At 60.7% G+C, this 24,322-nt stretch carries 22 protein-coding genes; 7 read left to right on the top strand and 15 right to left on the bottom strand.

All coding sequences use genetic code 11. From position 1 onward, the window contains the following. Positions 1 to 7: 7 nt before the first annotated feature. From B0H98_RS06790 to pilM, 4 genes are read right to left on the bottom strand one after another with little or no spacing between them, the layout of a single operon-like run. Complete coding sequence (locus tag B0H98_RS06790; protein ID WP_106374317.1) at positions 8 to 520, bottom strand: pilus assembly protein PilP; 513 nt, start codon at positions 518 to 520, stop codon at positions 8 to 10. Further along, positions 517 to 1,176, bottom strand: a complete 660-nt coding sequence (locus tag B0H98_RS06785; protein ID WP_106374316.1) for a type IV pilus inner membrane component PilO — start codon at positions 1,174 to 1,176, stop codon at positions 517 to 519. The genes B0H98_RS06790 and B0H98_RS06785 overlap by 4 nt, the downstream gene beginning before the upstream one ends. Continuing rightward, positions 1,173 to 1,727 carry a PilN domain-containing protein gene (locus tag B0H98_RS06780; RefSeq protein WP_106374315.1) on the bottom strand — a complete coding sequence of 185 codons (555 nt, stop codon included), beginning with the start codon at positions 1,725 to 1,727 and terminating at the stop codon, positions 1,173 to 1,175. Before B0H98_RS06780 ends, B0H98_RS06785 begins: the two co-directional genes overlap by 4 nt. Next, complete coding sequence (gene pilM / locus B0H98_RS06775) at positions 1,724 to 2,719, bottom strand: type IV pilus biogenesis protein PilM (RefSeq protein ID WP_106374314.1); 996 nt, start codon at positions 2,717 to 2,719, stop codon at positions 1,724 to 1,726. The genes B0H98_RS06780 and pilM overlap by 4 nt, the downstream gene beginning before the upstream one ends. 193 nt (positions 2,720 to 2,912) lie before the next feature. On the opposite strand from pilM, the gene B0H98_RS06770 reads away from it, so the two are divergent. Then, positions 2,913 to 5,441 carry a penicillin-binding protein 1A gene (locus tag B0H98_RS06770; protein WP_106374313.1) on the top strand — a complete coding sequence of 843 codons (2,529 nt, stop codon included), beginning with the start codon at positions 2,913 to 2,915 and terminating at the stop codon, positions 5,439 to 5,441. A gap of 87 nt (positions 5,442 to 5,528) precedes the next feature. Here B0H98_RS06770 and B0H98_RS06765 read toward each other — a convergent pair whose 3' ends face one another. The 4 genes from B0H98_RS06765 to lhgO form a co-directional block, all read right to left on the bottom strand. Further along, on the bottom strand, positions 5,529 to 7,541 hold the full coding sequence (locus B0H98_RS06765) for a TRAP transporter permease (protein ID WP_106374312.1): 2,013 nt from the start codon (positions 7,539 to 7,541) through the stop codon (positions 5,529 to 5,531). A 104-nt stretch (positions 7,542 to 7,645) separates the two neighbouring features. Further along, entirely contained in the window at positions 7,646 to 8,158 is a 513-nt protein-coding gene (locus B0H98_RS06760; protein ID WP_106374311.1) for a DUF1850 domain-containing protein, read from the bottom strand. A 21-nt stretch (positions 8,159 to 8,179) separates the two neighbouring features. Then, a complete protein-coding gene (locus B0H98_RS06755) occupies positions 8,180 to 9,142 on the bottom strand; it encodes a TAXI family TRAP transporter solute-binding subunit (protein WP_106374310.1) in 963 nt (320 codons plus the stop codon). Positions 9,143 to 9,260: 118 nt separating this feature from the next. After that, entirely contained in the window at positions 9,261 to 10,457 is a 1,197-nt protein-coding gene (lhgO, locus tag B0H98_RS06750) for an L-2-hydroxyglutarate oxidase (RefSeq protein WP_106374309.1), read from the bottom strand. Positions 10,458 to 10,606: 149 nt separating this feature from the next. Here lhgO and csiR point away from each other — a divergent pair, with 149 nt between their 5' ends. The 6 genes from csiR (at position 10,607) to gabT (ending at position 17,193) form a co-directional block, all read left to right on the top strand. Beyond that, positions 10,607 to 11,296: a DNA-binding transcriptional regulator CsiR gene (gene csiR / locus B0H98_RS06745; RefSeq protein ID WP_106374308.1), complete on the top strand. Its 690-nt coding sequence runs from the start codon at positions 10,607 to 10,609 to the stop codon at positions 11,294 to 11,296. Positions 11,297 to 11,449: 153 nt separating this feature from the next. Beyond that, a complete protein-coding gene (locus B0H98_RS06740; RefSeq protein ID WP_106374307.1) occupies positions 11,450 to 12,628 on the top strand; it encodes an acyl-CoA dehydrogenase in 1,179 nt (392 codons plus the stop codon). A gap of 61 nt (positions 12,629 to 12,689) precedes the next feature. After that, positions 12,690 to 13,904: a CaiB/BaiF CoA transferase family protein gene (locus tag B0H98_RS06735; protein ID WP_106374306.1), complete on the top strand. Its 1,215-nt coding sequence runs from the start codon at positions 12,690 to 12,692 to the stop codon at positions 13,902 to 13,904. 228 nt (positions 13,905 to 14,132) lie between these two features. Beyond that, a complete protein-coding gene (locus B0H98_RS06730) occupies positions 14,133 to 14,945 on the top strand; it encodes an EAL domain-containing protein (protein WP_106374305.1) in 813 nt (270 codons plus the stop codon). Next, a complete protein-coding gene (locus B0H98_RS06725; RefSeq protein WP_106374304.1) occupies positions 14,935 to 15,861 on the top strand; it encodes a GGDEF domain-containing protein in 927 nt (308 codons plus the stop codon). Before B0H98_RS06730 ends, B0H98_RS06725 begins: the two co-directional genes overlap by 11 nt. A 57-nt stretch (positions 15,862 to 15,918) precedes the next feature. After that, positions 15,919 to 17,193 carry a 4-aminobutyrate--2-oxoglutarate transaminase gene (gene gabT / locus B0H98_RS06720; protein ID WP_106374303.1) on the top strand — a complete coding sequence of 425 codons (1,275 nt, stop codon included), beginning with the start codon at positions 15,919 to 15,921 and terminating at the stop codon, positions 17,191 to 17,193. Between the two features lie 71 nt (positions 17,194 to 17,264). Here gabT and B0H98_RS06715 read toward each other — a convergent pair whose 3' ends face one another. The 7 genes from B0H98_RS06715 to B0H98_RS06685 all read right to left on the bottom strand — a co-directional run bounded on the left by B0H98_RS06715 (position 17,265) and on the right by B0H98_RS06685 (position 24,276). After that, a complete protein-coding gene (locus B0H98_RS06715; protein WP_106374302.1) occupies positions 17,265 to 18,569 on the bottom strand; it encodes a TRAP transporter large permease in 1,305 nt (434 codons plus the stop codon). 23 nt (positions 18,570 to 18,592) lie between these two features. Next, entirely contained in the window at positions 18,593 to 19,087 is a 495-nt protein-coding gene (locus tag B0H98_RS06710) for a TRAP transporter small permease (RefSeq protein ID WP_244183003.1), read from the bottom strand. Between the two features lie 14 nt (positions 19,088 to 19,101). Further along, positions 19,102 to 20,118, bottom strand: a complete 1,017-nt coding sequence (locus B0H98_RS06705; protein WP_106374300.1) for a TRAP transporter substrate-binding protein — start codon at positions 20,116 to 20,118, stop codon at positions 19,102 to 19,104. 298 nt (positions 20,119 to 20,416) lie between these two features. Further along, a complete protein-coding gene (locus B0H98_RS06700) occupies positions 20,417 to 20,665 on the bottom strand; it encodes a thiamine-binding protein (RefSeq protein WP_106374299.1) in 249 nt (82 codons plus the stop codon). A 9-nt stretch (positions 20,666 to 20,674) separates the two neighbouring features. Next, positions 20,675 to 21,502 (bottom strand): alpha/beta fold hydrolase, encoded by an 828-nt coding sequence (locus tag B0H98_RS06695; protein ID WP_106374298.1) that lies wholly within the window; start codon positions 21,500 to 21,502, stop codon positions 20,675 to 20,677. A 211-nt stretch (positions 21,503 to 21,713) separates the two neighbouring features. Continuing rightward, entirely contained in the window at positions 21,714 to 22,760 is a 1,047-nt protein-coding gene (gene dinB, locus B0H98_RS06690; protein WP_106374297.1) for a DNA polymerase IV, read from the bottom strand. A gap of 52 nt (positions 22,761 to 22,812) precedes the next feature. Next, entirely contained in the window at positions 22,813 to 24,276 is a 1,464-nt protein-coding gene (locus B0H98_RS06685) for a protein adenylyltransferase SelO (RefSeq protein ID WP_106374296.1), read from the bottom strand. Positions 24,277 to 24,322: the final 46 nt, after the last annotated feature.

Raw genomic sequence — 24,322 nt, 5'->3', positions numbered from 1 at the left:
TGCTCCTCTACATTGATTGGGTGTGGCGTGGCGCGTCCAGGGAAAGCGACACCTGCGGCGCCTGCCCTACATCAAGCGCAGCAGCGCGCCGGGTAATGTGCACCGCCTGCGCGGTTATTTCTGCAATGCGCGCCCTGTCACGACCGATGTAGCCACCTTCACGGGCGCTCAGCACCTGCCCGCCCGGCGTCTCGACCAGGGCTACGCGCTGCCCGCCCATGGCAAGCGTGCCAACCAGGCGCAGCTCGGCAAGCGAAAAATCTTCCAGGGGTTCGGGCGTGTGCGCAGTACGTGTACGTTCCACCGGCCCGGCCACTATTTCGCCGATCTGAAAAGGGTTCGGGGCTTCTGCGTGGCGATATACGGGCCTGGCAACCGCCGGCAGCGGCTTTACCGCTTCAACGGCGTAAGGCCCGGCATTTTCACGCAGCGCGGCAAGCGTGGCGTCCAACTGGTCAAGCTCCGGCCCGCCACAGCCTGAAAGCCCTAGCACGATGACCACCGCGAGCCCCCATCTCATGGCGCCCCCTCCTGCGGGTGGTCTTCACCCCCACTTGAGGGCCCCGTGTCATAGGCGCGGGCCGCCAGCGTCAGCCGCAGCGTGGCGCTTTGCGGCGCACTGGGCTCGAGGGTAAACGCATGCACGCTGAGCAGCCGGGGCAGGCGGCTGATATCAGCGATAAACTCGGCAATCTCGTGATAGCCACCGAGCACTTCGATGTCCAGAGGGTGCTCGGTATGCAGCGCACGGCTGACGCTCGGCTGCTGGTGCAAGGTGTCGACGGCGAGGCGATTAGCCTCGGCGGCGTGAATAATACTATCTACCAAGGCTGGCATGTCGGCCTCGGGCGTTGACATGCCGCGCACCTGGGTCAGCTGTGCATCAAGCGCTGCCTTCTGAGCCCGCGCCTGGCCAAGCAACCCGGCGGCGTGAACGCTGCTGCGGTAGTCGTTGAGCAAGCGCGCCTCCTCCCGCTGGGCGCCTGCCAGCGCCAGGCGGGAGTCGCTTGCCCACCACCCGCCGATGAGCGCTAACGCAGCGATGAACACCAGTACGCCACCAAGCACTTTTATCGACCAGGGCCAGGTGCCCGCTTCATTAAGGTCCAGCGCCTGCCAGTCAAGCGTTCGCAAACGCTGCCACTCCTCATGCCAACGCCTTTGGCTGGACATCATGGCGCCTCCTGTTCGTCAGCGCGCAGCGGCGCGATCTCGAAGCTGAAGTGGCGCTGGCCGTGCTGCCCACGCTCGACACCGGTGCGTACCGGCCTCTCAAGCCCCGGCCTTTGCGCCAGGCGGCGCAGCTGCTCGGATACCTGATGCTCGCTATCCGCCACCGCCGTGGCACTGAGCTTGCCATGGCGGCGCTCAAGGCGCTGGTAAGTCACGCCGGCGACGTGGCTGGCCGCCAGGTCATTGAACAGGTTCAGCGTCTGGGGGCGCGCTTCAAGCAAGCGCCTGAAAAAGACCAGTTGCCGCTCAAGCCGAGCTATCGCCTGATGGTGGCGTTCAGCTTCGGCCAGTTCATGTTCGAAGAGGGCTATCTGGCTCTTGATATGAGCATTGCGGGCCTGCTGACTGGCAAGTTTCTGCTGGTAGCCATGGGCAATTGCGCCGCCGACCAGGGCCCCCAAGGCGCCGACCAGCAGCATGATGATATAGAAGTGGCGCGTACGCTTTCTGCGCCGCGCCTCGCGCCAGGGCAGCAGGTTGATGCTCATGCTCATGGCGCCACCCGCATGGCCAGCCCGCAGGCGGCCATCAGGCGTGTGGAGTCGTCTGCCAGTGCCTCGGGAGCCAGCCGTTTCGCCAGGCGGCTACTCAGCCCCATGGCGCCCAGCGGGTCGCCAGGCGCTACGTCAACACCACACGCCCTGGCAAGATGCGCGGCAAGGCCCGGCGCTGACGCCTCGTCTCCAACCAGCACCAGATAGGCAATCTCCGGCACTTTCCCCGTAGCGTAATAAAGCCGCAAGGCGCGGTTGATCTGCTGTGCCAGAGAGGTAAAGCAGCAGGCTGAAACCGTCGCCTTAATGCGTTTAGACCCACCTTCCTGGGTGTAGATGACCTGCCCGTCATGAAGCACATAAAGCGTTATGGCCGCCTTACCTTCTTCACCAAGCGTTATTTCTACCAGACCTGCACAGGCTGGGCCTGCGTTACTTGGCAGGGCAAGCTTCAGTGCGCTGAACGCGCGCGCCAGCGCAAGGGTTTTTACGTCAACGGCGACAGGCTCGAGTCCCGCCCGTACCACTACATCGGTCCACGACCAGAGGTCCTGGTGCCGGGCGGCAACCAGCATGACCTGCTGTAAATGCGGTGCATCCGGCATGGCGCCCAGAGACACAAAATCAAAGGCGACGTCAGTGAACGGAAAAGGAAGAAGGCGGTCTGACTCGACCAGCAAACGCTCCTCGATTTCCTGCTCGTTGAGTTCTAAAGGAAAGGTGAGCGTTTTGGTGATGGCCATGCGAGCGGGCAAGGCGATAGCGGCATTTCGGGTAGCGGGTCTGGCATCGTCAAGTGCTTGAACCAAGGCGTGCGTCACGTCATCGGCGCTTTGAACGCGACCGTCGACGACGGCACCCTTGGAAAGCGGTCGAATCGCGTAGCTTTCGATCTGGCAGGTGTCACGGCGTTTCCTGGACTCCAACAGCTTGACGGCGCTTGAAGTAATATCGATGCCAATCAAGCTTTTACTGGCTTTGAATAAGCGCATACTAGGTTTCACCCCGCCTTCTTGCGTGCCTGCCCCGCGGCGTTACGCCTCATCAATCATGTAACGCGCTGTTGAATTTACGCCATATCAACACTGGTGGCCGGTGCCTCGCCTTCCTATAATGGCAGCCAATTGCGCGATACGGCCGTTTAAACGCCGATCCTATTCTTCTTATCATGGGTGCCCCCTGTTCATGACGTTTTTGCGAACCCTCATCCTATCGCTGTTCTTTCTTGTCGTTTCGTTAGTGGGTGCCGCCGCGCTTGCCGTGGTGGGTGCTGCTATCTACTTCTCGCCGGGCCTGCCCGATGTGCGCCAGTTGCAAAACTTCGAGCTGCATTCGCCACTGCGTATTTTCACCAACGACGGCAAGCTGATTGGTGAATTTGGTGAAGAGCGCCGGGTAGTGGTGGATTTCGATGAAATCCCTCAGAACATGGTGAACGCCCTGATCGCCGCCGAAGACACCAACTACTTTGATCACGCGGGTGTCGACCCCCGCGGCCTTGCCCGGGCAGCCGTTGAGCTTGCCCAGAGCGGTGGTGCCATTCAGTCCGGCGGCTCGACCATTACCATGCAGGTCGCGCGTAACTACATGCTGACGCTGGACCAGACCTTCACACGTAAAATCCGCGAGATCCTGCTTGCCCTGCAGATGGAGAAGGTGCTGAGCAAGGAAGAGATCTTCGAACTTTACGTTAACAAAATTTTCTTAGGCAATCGAGCCTACGGCATTGCCGCGGCGGCCGATACCTACTACGACAAACCGCTTTCCGAACTGACCCTGGCGGAAACCGCCATGATCGCGGGGCTGCCCAAGGCACCCTCGGCGTTCAACCCGCTGGCCAACTCGGAGCGCTCGCTCATTCGCCGCAACTGGATCCTGTTCCGGATGCGCGAGCTTGGCTACATCGATGACAGCCTGTATCAGACGGCGGTACAGGAGCCGGTAACCGCCCGCCGCCACTATACTCAGACGGAAGTGGATGCCTCTTACGTGGCCGAAATGGCTCGCCAGTACGCGGTTGAGCGCTTTGGTGATACCGCCTACACCGGCGGCTACCGTATCTACACGACGCTGGACAGCAAGCTTCAGCCGTTCGCCCGTGATGCGTTGGCAAGCGGCCTGCGCGAGTATGATATGCGCCACGGCTGGCGCGGTGCCGAGCAGCACGACATTGCGCCAAGCCTTGTCGAAGCCCAGGAACGTACCGCCACCCAAGGCCTTGAGGAAGAGCTTTCCGAGTCGCCGGAAATCCGCCAGACCGCCCGTCAGGCCGCCGAGCGCAGCCAGACCGAGATCGCCGGTATCGAAGGCGATGTGAGCAACTGGATTCAGGTACTGGATCGTACGCCCAACTATGGCTTGCTTCAGCCGGCCATCGTGGTGCAAAGCAGCGGCCGGGAGATGCAGGTGCTGACCCGCGGCGGCGAACTCAAGACCATTGGCTGGGACGGCCTGAGCTGGGCGCGCGCGTATCAAAGCCCGCGCAGCCGCGGCGGCGAGCCAAGCTCCGCCGACCAGATCGCCGTGCGTGGTGATCTGGTGCGGATCATCGAACCCTCGGACGGTGCCGTGCGCCTTTCCCAGCGCCCGGATGCCGAAGGCTCGCTGGTTGCGCAGGACCCACGCACCGGTGCCATTCTGGCCCTGCAGGGCGGGTTTGATTTCAACGCCAGCAAGTTCAACCGCGCCATTCAGGCCCAGCGTCAGGCGGGCTCCATCTTCAAGCCGTTCATTTACCTGGCCGCCCTTCAGGACGGTGAAATGAACGCGGCAAGCGTGGTGAACGATGCGCCGGTCGTACTGGATGACGGCAGCAACTCGATGTGGCGCCCGGTCAACTCCAGCCGCGATTTCCAGGGGCCCATGCGCCTGCGCCCGGCCCTTGCCCGTTCGCGTAACCTGGTTACCATCCGCGTGCTGCAGACCATGGGGCTGGATCACACGATCAACTACCTGGAAGGCTTCGGCTTCGCGCCTGGCCGTCTGCCTCACGGGCTTTCGCTGGCGCTGGGCAGCGCGAGCCTCACGCCCATGGAAATGACCAACGCCTACTCGGTGATCGCCAACGGCGGCTTCCAGGTAGCCCCGTGGTTTATCGAGCGCGTGACGCGTAACGATGATGGCGAGCTTATCGATGAAGCCACGCCCAAAGTGGCTTGCCCGAGCTGTGAAGAGGGCCAGGAGTTCGTCGAGATCGACGGGCGCGAATATCCGATTGCCGAGCGCGTGGCAGACGCCGCGGCCGTATACATCCTGCGCGACATGCTGCGCGACGTTATCACCTCGGGCACCGGGCGCGGTGCGCTAAGCCTCAACCGTGAAGACATCGTGGGCAAGACCGGTACTACCAACAGTCAGCGCGATGCCTGGTTTGCAGGCTTCAATGCCAACCTGGTCACCACCGTATGGGTGGGTAAAGACAGCAATGAAACCATTGCCGAATACGGCGCCAACGCGGCCCTGCCTATCTGGACGGCCTTCATGGGTAAAGCGCTTGAAGGCACGCCCAGCGCCATCCTGGAACGCCCCTCAACGGTGGTCACCGCTCAGGTAGACCCCGACACCGGGCGTCGTTTACAGGATGGGCAAGGTGGCGGTATCACCGAGCTGTTCCACCGTGACCACCTGCCTGACTACCAGCCGCGCGGCATCAGCCGCGAGCTGGAAGAGGCCAGCGGCTCCCAGGGCTCGGGTACGGCAGAATCGATCTTCTAAAAGTGCGCAGCGCTTAACGCAAAAGCCCGGAAACCTTGTGGTTTCCGGGCTTTTTTATTGCAAGATGCAAGGTATTTTCCTGACGCCTTACGCCACGGTGGTGGGTGCTTCGCGCTTGCTGGCGTTCCAGTTCATGCCGATGGCTACCAGCATGACGATGACGCCGGCCACCTCAGTAAGCAGGCTTGGGTAGAACACGCCGAAGATGGCAGCGCTGATCGCCAGACGCGGTAACCAGGCCATGCGGGTAAACAGGTAACCTTCGAGCGCGGCGGCAAAGGCGCACAGTGCCAGAATGGCAATGACTGCGTTCCAGGCCACCACCAGCACCGGCCCGCCCACGATGATTTCCGGGTTGAACACCATGAACAGCGGAATCAGGTAAAGCCCCTTGGCAAACTTCCAGGCCTGAAAACCGGTTTCCATGGGCTTGCTGCCCGCAATGGCCGCCCCCGCAAACCCGGCAAGCGCTATGGGGGGCGTCACGTTGGAGTCCTGGGAGTACCAGAACACCACCAGGTGAGCGATCAACAGCGGTACGCCGAACTCGTTGGTCAGCGCCGGGCCCACCAGCACGATCAGCACGATGTAGCTTGCCGTGACCGGCAGCCCCATGCCCAGAATCAGGCTTGCCAGCAGCACCATGACCAGCGCCAGCACCAGGTTGCCGCCGGAGAACGCCAGCATCATGGAGGAGAACTTGAGCCCCAGGCCGGTAAGCCCCACCACGCCAACGATAATTCCCGCTACGGCACAGGCCATGGAAACCGCCACGGCGTTGCGCGCGCCAAGTTCGAGCCCTTCCACCAGTTTGACAAGCCCTGCCCAGATAACGCCTTTGGTACGCTCAAGCGTAACCGGCTGACCCTGGCCGGGGGCGACAAAGAAGTACCACAGCGCATAGCGAATGACCGCCACGGCCACCATGGTCACCACCGCGTAGTAGCCCACGCGCATGGGCGAAAGGCTCAGCGCCAGCAGCCAGACCAGCACCGCCAGCGGCAGCAGAAAGTGCCAGCCATCCTTCATGACCTGACGCATCTTCGGCAGCTCGCTTCTGGGCATGCCCTGCATACCCTGCTTCAGCGCGATGATGTGCACGAACAGGTAGACCGTGGCGAAGTACATGATCGCCGGCAGAATACTGATCTTGACGATGTCCAGGTACGGCGTATTGGTGTATTCGGCGATCAGGAAGGCGCCGGCACCCATCAGCGGCGGCATGATCTGCCCGCCGGTGGACGCGGCCGCTTCGATGCCGCCCGCCTGCTTGGGCTGATAGCCCAGCTTTTTCATCAGCGGAATGGTAAAGGCGCCGGTGGTCACCACGTTGGCAATGGCGCTACCCGAAATGGACCCCATGCCGGCCGAGGCAAGCACAGCGGCCTTGGCCGGGCCGCCGCGCTGGCGCCCGGTGGCCGCGTAGGCCATATCGATAAAGAACTTGCCCGCGCCGGTGCTTTCCAGAAACGCGCCGAACAGCACGAAGATGAAGATATAGGTGGCTGCCACGCCCAGCGGCAGGCCGAAGATGCCCTCCTGGCCCAGGTACAGCTGCCCGGCGACCCGGTCAAGCGAATAGCCGCGGTGGTTCAGAATGCCGGGCAACCATTCGCCGAGCCAGGGCAGCTCGCCCCGCGGCCCGGCAAAGGCATATACGATGGCCAGCAAACCAATAATCGTCATGCCAAGGCCTACGGCACGGCGGCTGGCTTCAAGCACGGTGACCGTGGCAATGCAGGCCACCAGAATGTCGGTGTCGCTCCAGAACCCGGCCCGGCTGAAGATGTCATCCAGGAAGAGCACCAGATAGCCGCCGGTGATCAAGGCCCCGGCGAAGAACACAAGATCAACCCCCCAGCCCAGTACCCCGCGCTTGCGGTTTGGCCCGAAGGCGGGAAACATCAGAAACGCCAGCAGCATGATCAGCGCCAGATGAATACCGCGCTGGTAAAAAAGCCCCAGCGGCTGAATGCCGGCGGAGTAGAGTTGAAACAGGGAAAGTGCTACCGCCACGATGGTAATGCACCACAGCACCAGACGCGGCTGAATCGCATTACCGCCCGGCATGAGGACCGGCGGTGGATTGGATTCGTTCATGAAGTCCTCGGAAATGTTGTCTAGCTTGTTTTTAATGACATGTACTACCCTGGCTCTCGCGGCTCAGGTTGTTTGTCTACTTCAGGCTGCTTACTTCACACTGTTTATTGACTTATGGTGTGCGTCGATGGCTCTACCAGCTGGATCGTCACCCGTTGCCCGGCCGCCTGCTCGCTCAGACTTACCGCCGGATGCTCACCCCCCGGCCATACCACCTGGTGGTTGACCGCTGGCGCGCCGACCCGAAGCACATAGCGGTTGTCGGCCACCGGCTCGTTGATGGCGTTGATCCAGTAGCCGCCCTTTCCATCGGATACCTGCTCACCCCGGCCCATGATATGCCCAAGCCCGGCGGCAAAGTCGGGCTGGTGGCTGCGCTCAAGCTGCATGACGCCATTCGCGTTGCGGTAGCAGTCCAGCACCGTGAAGTGTTCAACCGAATGCTTCCATTGAATGCACCAGCTCGCTCCGCTGGCCGCTGGCATATCCAGCAGCGTTTCACCCTGCTGGGTAGTTACCACCAGATGCGCCGACGCCGAGGCGGGGGAAGCCCCGGCCTCGGCGAGCGGTAAACCGACCAGCAGGAGCATCATCAGCGTTCGTTGTTGCCACTGCATGACAGATACTCCGTCAGAACGTCATTCCGGGCGCAGGCGGTCCGGAATCTCGGCACCCACTTCCTCGAAGTAACGGATCGCGCCCGGGTGCAGCGGTACCGGCGTAGAGTTCATGGTGAACTCGATTGTGGTGTCGTTGGCTGCCGGGTGTACGGCGATCAGCTCGTCAATGTGTTCAAACAGCAGTTGGGTCAGCTGGTAGGCGAGGTCTTCATCCATATCGGCATTGACCACCAGGACGTTGGGAATGCCGATGGTCTGGACGGCTTCGTCCATGCCGTCGTACATGCCGGCGGCCAGCTCGTAAGGGGCGAAGACCGCCTCTTCTTCCTGAGCGTTGGCAATCTCTTCATCCGACAAGCCGATCAGGCGAATATCACGCGTGGCCGCCAGGTTGAGGATCGAGCTGGTGGGCGGACCTACGCTCCAGAAACCGGCATCGATATCGCCATCGCGGATAGCGTCGGCGGTTTCGTTGAAGTTGAGCCGCTGAGGCGTGAAGTCCTTGTAGCTGATGCCGTTGGCTTCCAGCACGGCGCGGGCGTTAAGCTCGGTACCGCTCCCCGGCGCACCGACGGAAACCCGCTTGCCGGCCAGGTCACTGATGCTTTGAATGTCGGATTCCGCAAGCGTGACCAGTTGCACCGCATTGGGGTAGATGGAGGCGAGTGCGCGAGTATTTTCTATCTGACGGCCTTCAAAATCGCCGGTGCCGGTATATGCCTGATACACCGTGTCGGCAAGTGCCGTGGCAAGGTCGGCATCGCCACGCATGATCAGCCCCATGTTCTCGACCGAGGCGCCGGTCACTTCTGCCGTCGCCTGAGCGCCTTCGATATGCTTGTTGATCATTTCCGCCAGGCCGCCGCCGATGGGGTAGTAAACGCCCCCGGTGCCGCCGGTGGCGATAGAGAGCTGCTGGGCACTGGCAGGCAGTGCTACGGCCAGCATGGATGCTGCGGCTGCGTATTTGAGTGTGCGCATGCGTAATGCCTCCGTCCTGTTTGGACTTATAGGTAGGGTTGACAAAGGAGGTGCAAATTTCCGACTCCTGTTCGTGCAGAAGCGGTAGCCAGACGTTAGCACGGCTCATGCGTGGAGGCTATTGGGACAATAGTGCCATGACCTGCCGGGTAATATGTGCCCCGATAGGCAGCGCCGAGGTGGCCGCCGGCGACGGCGCGTTGCCCACGTTCACGGTCCGCCGGGTGTTCACGAACACGAAATCATCCATCAGCTTGCCCTGCCGCGAAACCGCCTGAGCGCGCACGCCCGCCGGGTAAGGCAGCAGGTCATCAAGCGTCAGGCTGGGGCAGTATTTGCGCACCAGCTCCAGATAGCCGCGCTTGTAAAGCGAGTTCTTCATCTCGCCAAGGCCGGGTTTCAGATGCCTGCCCAATACCTTCAATATGCCTGGGTGGGTAAACATCTGGCCCATATCGCGCAGTGACATGTCCTGCTTGCGATACCCTTCACGCTTTAGCGCCAGCACCGCATTGGGCCCGACCGTGACGCCGCCATCGATCATGCGCGTCAGATGAACGCCCAGAAACGGCATGGCGGGGTCGGGAATCGGATAGATCAGATGATTGACGATCTGGTTATGCCGCGCCGGCAGGCGGTAGTACTCGCCTCTGAACGGGCAGATCGTGAAGCCCGGGTCCTGACCCAGCATACGAATCACGCGATCCGCCATGAGCCCTGCGCAGGTCACCAGGTAGCGGCTGCTGAACGTGTCCTGAGCGGTGCTGACCACGACTTCCGCCCGGCGCTCTTCAAGCCCCGTGACCTTGACGCCATAGCGGATGCTGCCGCCCAGGCGCTCGAATTCGGCAGCCATGGCGCGCGTGACCTCGGCGTAGTCGACGATGCCGCTTGAAGGTACGAAGATGCCCGCTTCACCGCGAATATAGGGTTCGCGCTCTTTGAGTGCTTCGCCACTCAGCCACTCCCGTTCAAGCCCGTTGGCCGCAGTGCGCTCCCATAGCGCCCGCATCCGCTCGGTTTCAAGCGCGTTGGTGGCCACCAGCAGCTTGCCGCAGGTGGTGTAGGCCACGCCGTGCTGGTCACAGAATTCCCGGGTTGCCCGGTTGCCTTCAAGGCAGAATCTGGCTTTCAGACTGCCCGGCGTGTAATACACCCCGGCATGGATGACACCGCTGTTGTGGCCGGTCTGGTGCTGGGCGGGGCCGCTCTCCTTCTCGAGCACAAGCAGGCGTTTTTCAGGATAGGCCTTTTGCAACTGCATGGCAGTGGACATGCCCAGAATGCCGCCGCCAATAATGATGAAATCCCACATGAATCGCCCCTCTTGTGCCAAATTGTTAAAATTTATTGATAATAGCCGTTATTCTATTTTCGCCAGTTCTATCTTCGCCTGTTTGCCGCCATCTCACCAGGGAGCCGCGCGTTAGGGGGATTGTCATGGAAACCAGTAGGGAGATTGCCATGGAAACAGAAGCGCCGCGCCAGAACCTCGCCATCAACGCTTACCGCACGCTCAAGCACGATATTATTCGCGGCCGCTACGCGCCGGAAGAGAAGCTTTTGATGAGCCGCTTGAAGGAGCGCTACGGCGTCAGCACCGGCCCGCTGCGCGAAGCGCTTTCCCAACTGGTGGCTGACCGCCTGGTGGTAGCCATCAGCCAGCGGGGCTATCGCGTGGCCCCCATGTCGCTTGCCGAGCTTAACGATATCTACGATGCCCGTGCTCAGCTTGAGGGGCTGATTCTGCGCCTGGCCATCGAGCGGGGCGACGACGACTGGGAAGCCTCGGTGGTGGCTACCGCCCACCGGCTTGCCAAGGTAACCGAGATAAGCTCACCGGATGAGCTGCTCGACGGCTGGGATTTTCGCCACAAGGCGTTTCATACCGCCATCGCCAGCGGCTGCAACTCCCCCCACCTGCTGCAAATGCGCCATACCCTGTTCGATCAGGTAGAGCGTTACCGCCATCTTTGGCTGCAGGAAACCGTGATGTCTTCGGACGCGCTCGAACTCAAGCGCCAGGAGCACGCAGCCCTGGTGGAGGTCATTCTGGCCCGCGATGCCGAGCGGGCCGCCGTGCAGATGCGCGATCACCTGATGACGCCGGTACCCATCATTACCCGAGTGCTTGAGGCCCGGGGCATTCGGTAAATTCTGCATTTTAAAAAAATGTAGATATTTTAAAATAACGGCGATACATTGACTTTACTTGAAGAGTAGATCGATGGCTCGTCGTGGGCGCCTGTGTGTCTACGCGAAACGCTTTTTCAAACACAATATTCAAGAACCGCCAGGAGCTTCGTAATGACACATTTCAACTGGGATGACCCGCTACTGCTGGAACAACAGCTCACCGACGAAGAGCGCCAGATTCGCGACGCGGCCCACGACTACTGCCAGGAAAACCTTCAGCCCCGGGTACTCAGCGCCTTCCGTGAAGAGCGTTTTGACCGCGAGATCATGTCCGAGATGGGCGAGCTTGGCCTCTTGGGCGCTACCGTCGCCGAGGAGTACGGCGGTGCGGGCGTCAATCACGTGGCCTACGGCCTGATTGCCCGCGAGGTGGAGCGCGTCGACTCCGGCTATCGCTCGGCCATGAGCGTGCAGTCGTCGCTGGTGATGTATCCCATCGAGACCTACGGCTCTGAAGAGCAGAAGCAGAAGTATCTGCCCAAGCTCGCCAGCGGCGAAATGGTCGGCTGCTTTGGCCTGACCGAACCGGACCACGGCTCGGACCCGGGCTCGATGATTACCCGCGCCGAGAAAGTGGACGGCGGTTACCGGCTTACCGGCGCCAAGATGTGGATCACCAACAGCCCGATTGCCGATATCGCGGTGGTGTGGGCCAAATCCGCCGCCCACGATAATCAGATCAAGGGCTTCATCGTGGAGCGCGGCACCGAAGGCTTCTCCACCCCCAAGATCGAAGGCAAGGTGTCGCTGCGTGCCTCGGTGACCGGCGAGATCGTGCTGGATAACGCTTTCGTGCCCGAAGAGAACCTGCTGCCCAACGTCAGCGGCCTTAAAGGCCCGTTTGGCTGCCTGAACAAGGCGCGCTACGGCATTGCCTGGGGCGTGATGGGCACGGCGGAATTCTGCTGGCACGCAGCGCGCCAGTACACCCTGGACCGCAAGCAGTTCGGCCGCCCGCTGGCCGCCAACCAGCTGATCCAGAAAAAACTCGCCGACATGCAGACGGAAATCACCCTGGGCCTGCAGGCCGCGCTTCAAGTGGGCCGGCTGATGGACAGCGGCAACTGGACGCCGGAAATGGTCTCGCTGATCAAGCGCAACAACTGCGGCAAGGCGCTGGATATTGCGCGGGTTTCCCGGGACATGCACGGCGGCAACGGTGTATCCGACGAGTACGGCGTGATCCGTCACATGGTGAACCTGGAATCGGTCAACACCTACGAAGGTACCCACGACGTGCACGCCTTGATTCTGGGCCGCGCCCAGACCGGCCTTCAGTCGTTCTTCTAAAGCGTTCATCCAGGCGGTTCAACTGATTGAGCCGCTTAATCGGCAGGCCAAAGGAGTCACCATGAGCACACCTTCCAAACCGCTGGCCGGCATCAAGGTACTCGACATTTCCCGGGTGCTGGCAGGGCCGTGGTGCGGGCAGATGCTTGCTGACATGGGCGCGGACGTGATCAAGGTGGAGCGCCCGGTCGCGGGCGACGATACCCGCCACTGGGGCCCGCCCTGGCTTGAAGGCACGGCGGAATCGGCCTACTACCTGTGCGCTAACCGCGGCAAGCGCTCGGTCACCATCGACATGGCCAAGCCGGAAGGCCAGGCGCTTATCCGCCAGCTGGTAGCTCAATCCGATGTGCTGCTGGAGAACTTCAAGGTGGGCGGGCTCAAGCGCTACGGGCTGGATTACGCAAGCCTCAAGACGCTCAACCCGCGGCTTGTCTACTGCTCGATTACCGGCTTTGGCCAGGAAAGCCCCTACGCCCACCGCGCGGGCTATGACTTCATGATTCAAGCCATGGGCGGCATCATGAGCCTGACCGGCAAGCCCGACCTTGAGCCCGGCGGTGGGCCGGTGAAAAGCGGCGTGGCGTTTACCGACATCTTCACTGGGCTTTACGCCGCCAATGCGGTGCTCGCTGCGCTCTACCAGCGCCGGGATACGGATGCGGGTTGCCATATCGACATGGCGCTGATGGACGTTCAGGTGGGCGTGCTGGCCAATCAGGCGCTCAACTACCTGACATCGGGCAAGGTGCCGCAGCGTCTGGGCAACGCACATCCCAATATCGTGCCCTACCAGGCGTTTGCCACCTTTGATGGCCACATGATCATCGCGGTGGGTAACGATGAGCAGTTTCGGCGTTTTTGCGAGGTGCTTTCGCTGAGCGAGCTGCCAACCGATGCACGGTTTGCAACCAACGGCGCTCGGGTCCATCAGCGTGAAACCCTGGTGCCCATTCTCCAGGCGGCCCTTGCCCAGCGCACCACCGATGAGTGGCTGGCAGCGCTTGAAACCGTCGGCGTGCCCTGCGGGCCGATCAACACCCTGGACCGCGTATTTGATGACCCCCACGTCAAGGCGCGCGGCCTGAAACAGACGCTACCCCACTCCCAGGCCGGCGTGGTCAACCTGGTGGCCAACCCCATTCGCATGAACGGCGAGTCCATCAGCGCGTCCACCGCCCCACCCAGCCTGGGTGAGCACACCGATGCTATCCTCGAGGAAATCGGCATTAGCCCCGCACAGCGCCAGGCGCTGCAGGAAGCCGGCATCATTTAATCCACTGCGCGCCAGACCAGCAGTATATACTCCCTTACAGGCGCCCTATCGGGCGCTTTTTTATGCACTTACTATAAATACGGCGACTCGACCAATTAATAACCTGGCATATTATCCAAGCGCCCGATAGCCGCTACACTTAGCTATGTTCTATATCGATGTGTCCGTTTGTAAACAACAAGTGTTTGCAACAAGGGATTGTGCGGGCACGGCAAGTAAGGAGGCTTTATGAGTCATTGCGCACGCGTCAACGGGCGCTGTAAACGCTGTGAAGGCGAACTGCCGTTCGATTTCACCATGGCATTCCAGCCTATCGTCAATCTTGCCCATGCGCGAACAGAGGCTTACGAAGCCCTGGTTCGCGGGTTAGAGGGCGAATCTGCCTGGAGTATTCTCTCTCAGGTAACCGACGATCTTCTTTATCGATTTGATCAGGCCTGCCGCGTCAAGGCCATCGAAATGGCCAGCGCGCTTGGCATGCAGACCAGCCTGTCGATCAACTTTCTACCCAACGCGGTTTATGAGCCCGAGGCCTGCATTCAGGCCACGCTTGAAACCTCGCGCCGCGTCGGCTGGCCCGCCGAACGGCTTATTTTCGAAGTCACCGAAACCGAGCGCGTCAAGGATCGCGAACATCTGCGCGATATCATCGGCGCCTACCGCTCCATGGGCTTCAAGACCGCGCTGGACGATTTCGGCAACGGCTATGCCAACCTGGATCTACTGACCGACCTTACCCCGGACAGGCTCAAGATTGACCGCGAGCTGGTCATGAACTGTGACCATCATCCGCGCCGTCAGGCACTCTTGAGCGCCCTGGTATCGCTGGCCGGGAAACTGGAGATCGAACTGATCGCCGAAGGTGTCGAAACCCATGCAGAAGCGCTCTGGCTTGCCAAGGCGGGCATTGTCCTCCAGCAAGGGTTTTATTTTGCCAGACCTGCCGTCAATTCATTAGGTGAAGATCTGACACTCCGGCTCGCTGCTTTACGCGACGAAGCCCAGCTAACAACAATCGCGGGTAGCCTTCATGATCGATAAGGGCCTGGAGCAGATCTATCAATTGTTCACCCGCTCAAAGCGCAATACTGAGAATATTATCAAGACAGCCCCCTTAGGTATCTGTGTTACCGACCCCGATGGCCATTTCGAGATGGTCAATGCCGCTTACTGCAACTTTTACGGCTATACCGAAGAGGAGTTGCTGGGCAAGCACTTTACCCTGATGGTGTCACCAGCCAACCGTGATCAACTGACGACGCTGCATGACGAGTTCATCAAGGGCGACAGCAATCAGGAGCTTCGCCAGGAGTGGGAAGTTCACGGCAGGCAAGGGGACGTATACACGATCATTGCCGAGGCGGCGCGTATTGAAGGCGACGACGGCAGGCCGCGCAAGGTAACGTTCATTGTCGATATTACCGAACGCAAGCAGTTGGAAGAGCGGTTGAAAAAGGCCAACGAGCGCCTGGATCACCTGGCCCATCATGACGAGCTGACGGGGTTGTTCAACCGCCGGGCCGGCCTTCAGCGCCTGGAAGAGGAGCAGCAGCGCTCAAAGCGCTACGGCAACGCGCTCAGCATCGCCATCTTTGACCTGGATAGCTTCAAGGCCATCAACGACACCTACGGCCACGGCATTGGCGACGACGCACTCAGAGAAGTCACGGAGTTGGTCGGCCAGACCCTGCGCAGCACGGATATTCAGGTGCGCCTGGGCGGCGAGGAGTTTTTGATCATCATGCCGGAAGTGGAGACCCAGGCTGCGAAGCGGGCCATGCAGCGCGTATGCGAGGCGATCGCGAGCGCACGTTTTACCAGCCAGCAGATACGCGTCACTGTATCAACGGGCGTTGCCTGCTACGCTGAAACCACCCACCGCTGCATCCTGGACCGGGCCGACGATGCCATGTACAAAGCCAAGGAGGCTGGCGGCAACGGGGTTGTTATCGCCTAGTGCGGTGCACAGGCGGCCACGAAGTTATCACTACTCTTAACCAAGAGGAGTTGAGTCATGAGCAATGCTGAGCTGAACGAACTAAAGCGCAAATACGTTGCCAACGGCGCGGCAAGCCCCGCCACCGCCTTTGCCGACCATGCCGAAAACGCTGAAGTGTGGGACGCCGACGGCAACCGCTTCATCGATTTCGCCGGCGGCATCGGCGTTCTCAACATTGGCCATCGTCATCCCAAGGTGGTCGCCGCCGTCAAGGCGCAGCTCGACAAGGTGATGCACACCTGCCAGACGGTGATGCCCTACGAAGGCTACGTGCGGGTAGCTGAAAAGCTCAGCCATCTGGTGCCGGTACGTGGGCATGCCAAGGTAATGCTGGCCAACTCCGGTGCCGAGGCGCTGGAAAACGCGGTCAAGATCGCCCGCGCCGCCACCGGCCGCCCCAACGTCATCTGTTTTGATGGCGGCTATCATGGCCGTACCTTCTTCACCATGGCGATGAACGGCAAGGTAGCCCCCTACCAGACCGATTTCGGCCCCATGCCCGGCACCGTATTCCGCGCCCCCTACCCGGTAGATTACCACGGGGTAAGCGAAGACGAAGCCATTCGCGGGCTGATGATGGCGCTGAAAACCGACGCCGGCCCCACCAATACCGCCGCCATCATTCTCGAACCCGTACTTGGCGAAGGCGGCTTCTACCCCGCGCCGACCTCCTTTCTGGAAAGGATCCGCGCCATCTGCGATGAGCTCGGCATTTTAATGATCATCGACGAAGTGCAGTCGGGCTTCGGGCGCACCGGCAAGATGTTCGCCATCGAGCACAGCGGCGTCGAGCCCGACATCATGACCATGGCCAAGAGCATGGCCGACGGCATGCCGATCTCCGCCGTGGTGGGTACCGACAAGGTGATGGACGCCTCCGGCCCCAACTCGCTGGGCGGCACCTACACCGGCAGCCCCACTGCCTGCGCCGCCGCCCTTGCCGTCATGGAAGTGTTCGAAGAAGAGAACATTCTGGAAAAGAGCCTGGCGCTGGGCGAGAAGCTCGCCAAGCGCTTCAACCAGTGGCAGGCGCGCTACGAGTGCGTGGACAACGTTCGCCACCTGGGCGCCATGGCCGCCTTCGAACTGGTATCGGATAAACATGCCAAGACGCCCAACGCCGAGCTTGCCGGGGCGCTGTGCAAGAAGGCCCGCGAAGAGGGTTTGATCCTGCTCTCCTGCGGCATGTACGGCAACACCATCCGGTTTCTGATGCCCATCACCATCGACGACAGCGTGCTCAACGAAGGGCTCGATATCATCGAATCCTGTCTGGAATCGTTGGTGTAACATCGCCTTGAACACAACAACGCCGCCCAATGGGCGGCGTTGTTGTACCTGACTGGCACCTGCCTGCCAGCTCAGCCGTTCATGAAATGCGGCAACCAAAGTACGAGGCCAGGCCAGACGCTGATGATGATGGCTGCCAGGCACATGAGCAAAAAGAACGGTAGCGCCGCCCAAGCCACGCGACCAATGCTCTCCCCGGTCAGGCTCTGCAGCACGAAGAGATTGAAGCCCACCGGCGGGGTGATCTGGCCAAGCTCGATCATTATGATCAGGAAAATGCCGAACCAGATCGGATCAAAGCCTGCCAACAGCACGATCGGCAGCGTGATAGGCAGACTCATGACGGTGATCGATATGCCGTCCAGAAAGAGCCCCAGCACGATGTAGAACACCGCCAGCGCCAGCAACAGCATGGTCGGGCTGAAGTTCTGTGTGGCAATCCAGCTGGCAAGTTCACGCGGCAGGTGCAGATACCCCATCGCCGTCGACAGCAGGCTTGCCGTGATCAAAAGACTACACACCATGATCGAGGTGATCAGCGTTCCCCGAAACGCCTCGATCAGCATCGCCAGGTTGATCTGCCGCTCGATGCCCAGCAGCACCAGAGTGGCCGCCACGCCCACCGCCGCCGCCTCGGACGGTGTAGCGATACCGGTGTAGATCGAACCGATCACGATGGCGATAAGTATGAGGATCGGCAACAGCAGCAGAATCGACTGGCCGATGGATTGGCCGTGCGCTATCTGTTTGGGCGCAAGCGCTGGTGAAAGCGTGGCGCGTAGACTGATATAGCCGCTGTACAGCAAGGCAATCACAAGCCCCGGTACCACGCCTGCCATGAACAGCTGACTGATCGAGACCTCCGCCTGAACCCCGTATACGATCATGACGATAGACGGCGGAATCAGCAGGCCCAGACTACCAGCGCCGGCAAGCGACCCAATCGACAGGTGCCGATCGTAACCGCGCTGCTTGAGCTCTTGTGTGGTTATCTTGCCGATGGTGGCGGTGGTGGCCGCACTCGAGCCACTCACCGCGGCAAACAGCGTGCAGCCCAGCACATTGGTGTGCAGAATGCCGCCAGGCAGGCGGCTGGTGATAGGTACCAGGCCCTTGAACAACCGCTCCGAAAGATTGGAGCGGAAGATCAGCTCGCCCATCAAGATGAACAGCGGGATTGCCGAAAGCTCCCAGCTATTACTGGCGCGATACAAGATACGCGAGAAGATCAAACCGATACGATCAGCGCTGAAGTCTCCAAAAACCCAAAGTGAGCCGATGGAGATTGCCAACATCGAGGCAAATATCCAGGTTCCCATGGACAGGAAGAACACCAGCAGCAGCGCCACGCCAACGGCCGTCCAGAAAATATCCATAATCTATTCCTGTTAGCCAGGCCCTAGGCCGTGTGGGATGAATACCGCGAGCGCAGCAAGATTATCTTCAAAGACCTTACCACCAGCGTGAAGGAGATCAGCCACATACCGATGAGGATGGCGCCTTCGGGAAGCCAGATAGGCGTTTCGGCCAGGGTTTCGCTCACCACGCCGCGTTGGTAGCTGCGTTGAACGTTTTGCAGCCAGAACGTGGAGAGCCACAAGAAGCAGCCCGCCGTGACCAGGCTGCTGAAAAGCTCCAGCGGCCACCGCCTGGGCTCAGGAATGCGCTCCATGAGCAGTGACACCCGAATCAAACCGCCCTTTTCGAGCACGTAAGGAAGCCCCATAAAGGCCATGGTGGCCACGGCGTAGCCAATGTATTCATCCAGAATGAAGGTCGAGCGGCCAAACAACCGCATCACGATTTCGAGGATGATATGGCCAAACATGTAGATGATGAGCGCCACAGCAATCAAGGCGCCCACCCGGTTGAGCAATATGGATGCTTTTTCCAAGGGCTCGAAAAACCTCATTGCTGACCCCGAAATTCATCCATGATCGTCTCGCCGGTATCGCCGGTGCTCTCCAGCCAGTTCTCGATCACGCTGCTAGAGGCTTTGGAGAGCGCGTCGGTCAGGTCTGGCGCTACCGGGTCACTCACTTCGACGTTGTTCTCTGCCAATACCTGGTAGTTCTCTTCGGTACGCGTTTCAACGGCTGCCCAGTTATGCTGATCGGTCAGACGAGCGGCTTCCAGTACCGCCTGCTGTTGCTCCTCGCTGAACGAATCGAAAACAGCTCTGTTCATGTGCACCATGTTGAGAGGGATGGCGTACTGAACCGCAGAGAAGTGGTTTTGATGCTCCCAGAAACTGGCGTTGGCGCCGGCCTCGGCGGAAGTCAGCACGGCGCTGATACCGCCGGTAGCCAATTGCGGCACCACATCGCCCCAGGAGAGGCTTACCGGCGAGGCGCCGACGTTTCTAAAGGTTTCAGTGCCGCTGCGGTCAAAGGTACGAATCTTGAGGTTCTTCAGATCACCGGCGTTGTCGACAGCGTCTTTCGACCAGATACCGCTGGGTGGCCAGGGTGAAGCATAAAGCAGCACCTGGTCATTATCTTCGAATACGGTTTCGTAGTAGGGTTTGGCAATATCATAAAGCTTGCGGGCATCCTCGATATCGTTGACCAGAAACGGCAAGGAGGAGAGTAAAAAGATCGAATCTACGCCGCTCATGGTACCCGAAAGCGTATCCGCGATATCCACGGCGCCGTCTGCCACAGCGTAAAAGTGATCACCGGAATTGAAACCAAGCGCACCGCCGGTATGCAGCGTGATGCTGATATCGCCATCTGTCAGCTCTTCTACCTTGTCGATAAAGTAGGCGTCACCCTGGGCGTGGATCGAGCTTGCGTTGTATTCGTTTGAAAAATCCAGGCTGAAGGACTGGGCGTGCACTTGACCACCAATGATCACAAGCCCCAGCGCAGCAAGAAGACTCTTACCGGCATTGAACCGATGGTTTTGATTTCTTAGCATTGTCATGAAGTCAGGTTCCCTGCCGATTGTTATTGAATGTCGTTTTCAATGTACCTTTATCGGCAAGGCATTAGTTTTTACAAACGACGCGAACGCTTCTGAACGCGACATCCACATGACCAGAAACTAACGTATTATTTACTTTTTACGTTAATTAAACCCTGTAGTGAAAGCGACAAAATCGTCAATCGTCGGCATGGCGAACAGCAACGCAAGCTGTCCCACATCCCCATAACCGTGTGGCATAAAAAAGCGCCGCTATTAAAGCGGCGCTTTAGATCCAACCATCATCTCACGGGCTCGGCTAACGCGGACGGCGGTCGCCTTCGAGGAAATTGGCCACGAACGCCGCCTTGCCATGGGTTTCGAAGGACCATTTCATGACCTCGCCAAGCGCCCCCATGACCGCACCGAACTCGCCGAATACCTGGGTGCTCATGCGGTTGGGATAGACCTCGAGGCCCGAGGCTTCCAGGCGTTTGACCACCTCTTTTACTACCGGTTTGAAATCATCGGCGAGCGGGTAGTAGCTAAGCTGTACGGAAAGATACATGACGCCTCCTTATGCGGTGTGTGATGGACTGGCGGATGTGCGCGACAAGCGCTGCCAGGCGGCCAGGATGGCGGCGCGGGTTTCATCCGGATGCTCCATGGGGAACATGTGCGTACCGGGCACCTGTGCAACCTTCAGGCCGTTACGCCGTAGCCGCTTGATGCGCGAGGCGGTCAGCAGGTGCGACTCCTGCCCCGCCACCAGCTCGAGCGGCACGCCTACCCGGCTGGGCAGGCGCGAGAGGTGGTCCGGCAGGTGGCGGAAAATCTCCACCTCGATACGCGGATCAAAGGTCAGCTCGGCGCTGCCATCCTCTAAAAGCCGGGTGCCTGCTTCAATGTAGTCGTTCAGCGCGTCCGGGGTAAAGCGGCGGAACAGCCCGCGGCGGCTTAGATAGCTGGCCATGACCTCGCGGCTTGGCCATACGCTGCGCCGCCCCTGGGTCTTGCCTGCCGGGGTGATGCGGTCGATAAACCCAAACCGCTTGGCAGCCTTCATGGCCCAGGCATCTGGCCCAAGCATCAGCGGCGGGTCGAGCATGATTACCCCGCAGAAGCGGTCGGGCTGCTTGTCGGCGGCCATGGCCATCAACGTGCCGCCCAGCGAGTGGCCAACGCCCAGCAGCGGCGCTCCGGTGTCCGGCAGATAGCTCAGAAGCTCATCGACCAAGTTGGCCCAGTTGTGGTTGACCGGGTAGTCCGGGTGGTGGCCCAGGCGATCCAGGGGAGTCACCTCAAAGGTATCGGCCAGCGGCGCCAGCAGGCTCCTGTAGCTCAGGCCGGGGAATCCGTTGGCGTGAGCAAATACCAGCCGAGGGCGTGCAGGGGTTGTTGTCATTGTGGGTGTCGTTGCTGATGTCATAGCGCAGCTCTTGTCATGGCGCAGCTCTTGTCATGGGCGCAGCTCTTGAACCTTGGCTTTTTTAGCCTGGCGTTAACCCGCCGTTGCAGGTGCCGAGCCAGCGGTAACCGATCTATCATACGTCTGTTTTAACGCTCCCCTGGGAGTGCGTCAATCGACATCGGTATTAACAGGCTAACGAAACCCTCTAAAACAGCGACAGCTGTTCGACCGGGGCGGCTTCTGCCAGGCGATACCCCACCCCCAGCAGACGCACCGGACGCTCGCCGCGTGCCCAGCCCACGTTCAGCAGGGTTTCGAACTGATCGAGGTTGGGGGCCGGGTCGGCGTGCTCCACGGTGGTCTGGGTGAAATCGTTGAACTTCACCTTGACCATCAGCCCCCTGACTGCCGGGGGCGGGTCGAGGCGTGCGTAGCGGCGCTCCAGGTCCTCGAGAAGTATGGGCAGCTCCTTGCGGCACGCCTCTAAAGAGGGCAAGTCCTTGGCGTAGGTCTGCTCGGTGCTTACCGATTTACGCTCGCGATGGGTTTTCACCGGGCGGTCGTCGTGGCCGAAGCTCAGCTCGTGCAGGCGTTTACCAAATCGGCCAAAGTGCTCCACCAGCTCGGTCAATGAACGGGTGCGTAGATCGGCGCAGGTATGAATATCCAGCCCCGCCATCTTTTCGGCAGTGCGCGGCCCCACGCCGTGAATCTTCTTCACCGGCAGCGCCTGTACAAAGTGCTCGACCTCATCCGGGGTAATCACGCACAGGCCGTCGGGCTTGTTCCAGTCGCTGGCGATCTTGGCAAGAAACTTGTTGGGCGCGACCCCGGCAGACACGGTAATGCCCACTTCGCGGCTGACGCGCTCGCGAATCATCTGGGCCATCCGCGTGGCGCTGCCCTGAAGCAGCGAGACATCGGAAACATCCAGAAACGCTTCATCCAGCGACAGCGGCTCGATGAGCTCGGTCACCTCGCGGTAGATGGCAAATACCTGACGGGCCACGGCCTTGTACTTAGGCATATCGCCGCGGATCAGCGTCAGATGCGGGCAGCGCTTGAGCGCCTGGGCCATGGGCATGGCGGAGTGAATGCCGAACGTGCGCGCCGGGTAGTTGCAGGTCGCGACTACCCCGCGCTGCTCGACACTCCCGCCAATGGCGATGGGAATATCCTTGAGCGCGGGGTTATCGCGCATCTCTACCGCCGCATAAAAGCAGTCACAGTCGCAGTGGATGATTTTGCGCACCGGCTACCTGCCTACCTGTAAAAAACCACAGTTTATCACAGACACTTTACGTTCAGGTGCCGCAGAACGTCCTCAACACCTGCTCGCTGCTGGTCGCCGGCGCCGCCAGACGGCGCGCCTGGGTCGAGTCGTCATAAGGGTGTGTCACGACCTCAAGCAGGGTATTGAACGGCGCGAAGTCGCCATCATAAGCGGCCGTGATGGCTTCCTGTACGCGGTGATTGCGCGGGATGATGATCGGGTTTGCCCGGCGCATGGCGTCAAGCCGCTCGTTCTCCCTGCCTGCCACCGCCACGACGTGCCAGGCCTTCAGCCACGTTGCCAGCTCTTCAGGGTGAGCAGTCAGCGCCAGCAGTGCCGCATAGCGCTCGTTGGTTGGCGAGGCGGCGTATTGGGTCAGCGCATCGAAGGTTGCGGTCATGTCCATCCCGCCCTGATGCATCTGGATTTCCAGCCCCTGCATCAGGTCGTGGGCCTGTTCGCTTTGCGCTGCAAGGCCCAGCTTATCGGCGTGCAGGCGGCACTGCTCAATAGCGAACACGTCGCTAAAGCGCCGGATGGCGTCGGTTGCCTGGGCGATAAGCTCATCGCCTTCGGCATTCATCAGCGGCAGCAAGGTTTCGGCAAACCGGGCCAGGTTCCACTGGGCAGTGGCCGGCTGGTTCTCGAACGCGTAGCGCCCGCCTTGATCGATGGAGCTGAACACCTTGCGCGGGTCGAACTGCTCCATGAACGCGCAGGGGCCGTAGTCGATGGTTTCCCCGGCCACGCTGGTGTTGTCGGTATTCATCACGCCATGAATAAAGCCCAGGCTCATCCAGCGCGCAATCAGCGCCGCCTGACGCGCCACCACGGCGTCGAGCAGGGCCAGATAAGGATCTTCTGCCTGGGCCGCTTCCGGGTAGTGGCGCTGGATCACATAGTCTGCCAGGGCCTTGAGGGTTTCTTCGTTGCCGCCCGCCGCCGCGAACTGAAAAGTACCCACGCGCACGTGACTGCTGGCCACACGAGTAAAGACCGCGCCAGGTTCCGGCAGCTGGCGGCGGATCTGCTCGCCGCTGGCCACCGCCGCCAGCGCCCGCGTGGTAGGTACGCCGATGGCGGCCATGAACTCGCTGACCAGGTATTCACGCAGCACCGGCCCCAGCGGCGAACGGCCATCGCCGCCGCGTGAAAACGGCGTGCGCCCGCTGCCCTTGAGCTGAATATCCCGGCGCTGACCGTGGGCATCCATTACCTCGCCCAGCAGCAGCGCCCGGCCATCGCCCAGCTGCGGCACGAAATTGCCAAACTGGTGGCCCGCGTAACCCAGCGCTACCGGATCGGCACCCGGGGGCAGCGTATTGCCGCTGAACCACTGCGCCAGCGTCGCGTCATCGGGTATATCCGTCGCGCCCAGCGTACCGGCCAGCGCTCGGTTGAAGGCAATCAAGGCAGGGGTATCAACCGGGGTTGGCTGGCAGGCGGCCCACAGCGGCGCGGGCAGTGTCTTGTAATCGTGTTCGAAGGTCAGCATGGCGATCTCCCTCTTTCATTCAATGGCGTCTACCAATACCCTAGCA

It is taken from the genome of Vreelandella songnenensis (genome assembly GCF_003002925.1).
In the GTDB taxonomy this organism is placed as follows: Bacteria; Pseudomonadota; Gammaproteobacteria; order Pseudomonadales; family Halomonadaceae; genus Vreelandella; species Vreelandella songnenensis.
Note: the sequence above shows the minus strand (reverse complement) of the source record. Positions and strands in the feature narration are given on the sequence as shown.

Coding starts and splice junctions, on each gene's coding strand:
- B0H98_RS06790 (WP_106374317.1), bottom strand. CDS start 520: ATGAGATGGGGGCTCGCGGTGGTCATCGTGCTAGGGCTTTCAGGCTGT.
- B0H98_RS06785 (WP_106374316.1), bottom strand. CDS start 1,176: ATGATGTCCAGCCAAAGGCGTTGGCATGAGGAGTGGCAGCGTTTGCGA.
- B0H98_RS06780 (WP_106374315.1), bottom strand. CDS start 1,727: ATGAGCATGAGCATCAACCTGCTGCCCTGGCGCGAGGCGCGGCGCAGA.
- pilM (WP_106374314.1), bottom strand. CDS start 2,719: ATGCGCTTATTCAAAGCCAGTAAAAGCTTGATTGGCATCGATATTACT.
- B0H98_RS06770 (WP_106374313.1), top strand. CDS start 2,913: ATGACGTTTTTGCGAACCCTCATCCTATCGCTGTTCTTTCTTGTCGTT.
- B0H98_RS06765 (WP_106374312.1), bottom strand. CDS start 7,541: ATGAACGAATCCAATCCACCGCCGGTCCTCATGCCGGGCGGTAATGCG.
- B0H98_RS06760 (WP_106374311.1), bottom strand. CDS start 8,158: ATGCAGTGGCAACAACGAACGCTGATGATGCTCCTGCTGGTCGGTTTA.
- B0H98_RS06755 (WP_106374310.1), bottom strand. CDS start 9,142: ATGCGCACACTCAAATACGCAGCCGCAGCATCCATGCTGGCCGTAGCA.
- lhgO (WP_106374309.1), bottom strand. CDS start 10,457: ATGTGGGATTTCATCATTATTGGCGGCGGCATTCTGGGCATGTCCACT.
- csiR (WP_106374308.1), top strand. CDS start 10,607: ATGGAAACAGAAGCGCCGCGCCAGAACCTCGCCATCAACGCTTACCGC.
- B0H98_RS06740 (WP_106374307.1), top strand. CDS start 11,450: ATGACACATTTCAACTGGGATGACCCGCTACTGCTGGAACAACAGCTC.
- B0H98_RS06735 (WP_106374306.1), top strand. CDS start 12,690: ATGAGCACACCTTCCAAACCGCTGGCCGGCATCAAGGTACTCGACATT.
- B0H98_RS06730 (WP_106374305.1), top strand. CDS start 14,133: ATGAGTCATTGCGCACGCGTCAACGGGCGCTGTAAACGCTGTGAAGGC.
- B0H98_RS06725 (WP_106374304.1), top strand. CDS start 14,935: ATGATCGATAAGGGCCTGGAGCAGATCTATCAATTGTTCACCCGCTCA.
- gabT (WP_106374303.1), top strand. CDS start 15,919: ATGAGCAATGCTGAGCTGAACGAACTAAAGCGCAAATACGTTGCCAAC.
- B0H98_RS06715 (WP_106374302.1), bottom strand. CDS start 18,569: ATGGATATTTTCTGGACGGCCGTTGGCGTGGCGCTGCTGCTGGTGTTC.
- B0H98_RS06705 (WP_106374300.1), bottom strand. CDS start 20,118: ATGACAATGCTAAGAAATCAAAACCATCGGTTCAATGCCGGTAAGAGT.
- B0H98_RS06700 (WP_106374299.1), bottom strand. CDS start 20,665: ATGTATCTTTCCGTACAGCTTAGCTACTACCCGCTCGCCGATGATTTC.
- B0H98_RS06695 (WP_106374298.1), bottom strand. CDS start 21,502: ATGACAACAACCCCTGCACGCCCTCGGCTGGTATTTGCTCACGCCAAC.
- B0H98_RS06685 (WP_106374296.1), bottom strand. CDS start 24,276: ATGCTGACCTTCGAACACGATTACAAGACACTGCCCGCGCCGCTGTGG.